This window comes from Oleiphilus sp. HI0043 (assembly GCF_001634935.1).
In genome coordinates this window covers 1-1,123 of the sequence record NZ_LWEY01000649.1, presented here as the reverse complement: position 1 = coordinate 1,123, position 1,123 = coordinate 1, and the positions used below count along the sequence as shown (strand labels likewise).

Annotated in this window: 2 protein-coding genes; both read left to right on the top strand. The window is 46.4% G+C overall.

Annotated elements, in window-relative coordinates:
- Positions 1-424 (top strand): 30S ribosomal protein S7 (gene rpsG, locus A3729_RS07810; RefSeq protein WP_068633564.1); only part of this gene is annotated, 424 nt, incomplete at its 5' end.
- A gap of 64 nt (positions 425-488) precedes the next feature.
- Positions 489-1,123: GTP-binding protein (locus A3729_RS07805; RefSeq protein ID WP_156497784.1), on the top strand; the 635-nt coding region annotated here is incomplete at its 3' end.

Here is a 1,123-nt window from a genome sequence, read left to right as displayed (position 1 = left end):
TAAATTTGGAAATCAAACGCTTGCAAAGTTTATGAACCACGTAATGGTTCATGGTAAAAAATCCGTAGCAGAGAAAATTGTATACGGTGCATTAGATGCTGTTAAAGCAAAGGGTCATGAAGATCCTTTAGAGCTGTTTGATAAAGCGCTAGAGTCTATCCAGCCAATGGTAGAGGTTAAGTCTCGCCGTGTTGGTGGTGCTACTTATCAGGTTCCAGTTGAAGTTCGTCCGGCTCGTCAGGTAGCGCTAGCAATGCGTTGGTTGGTGGACTACTCTCGTAAGCGTGGCGAAAAGTCTATGGCTTTGCGTCTAGCGGGTGAGATTATCGATGCAGCCGAAGGTAAGGGTGCAGCGGTTAAGAAACGTGAAGATGTTCACAAGATGGCCGAAGCAAACAAGGCTTTCTCTCACTACCGTTTCTAAGGTATACGAGTGTTATATGGCCTGCATTTTATGCGGGCCTTTTTGGGTTTAAGAGGATAAAAAATTGGCACGTAAGACTCCAATTTCCAGGTATAGAAATATTGGTATTTGTGCGCACGTTGATGCTGGTAAAACAACGACAACGGAGCGAGTTCTTTTCTATACAGGCTTGTCGCATAAAATAGGTGAAGTGCACGATGGTGCGGCGACAATGGATTGGATGGAGCAGGAGCAAGAGCGAGGTATCACGATAACCTCTGCTGCGACCACGTGTTTCTGGTCGGGAATGCAGCAACAGTTTGATCAGCATCGCGTGAATATTATCGATACGCCTGGGCACGTTGACTTTACAATTGAAGTAGAGCGCTCGCTCCGCGTGCTTGATGGTGCGGTTGTGGTTTTGTGTGGTTCGTCAGGTGTGCAGCCGCAAACTGAAACGGTCTGGCGGCAGGCTAATAAATATGAAGTGCCGCGCATGGTCTTTGTTAATAAGATGGACCGAACAGGTGCTGACTTCCGAATGGTAGTCGAACAGTTAAAAGATCGTCTAGGTGCTACGCCAGTGCCTCTGCAAATGACAATTGGTGCAGAGGACGAGTTTAAAGGTGTGGTTGACCTGATTAAGATGAAAGCTATTTTATGGAACGAAGCTGATCAGGGTATGACCTTTGATTACGCAGAGATTCCTGAAGATCTGCT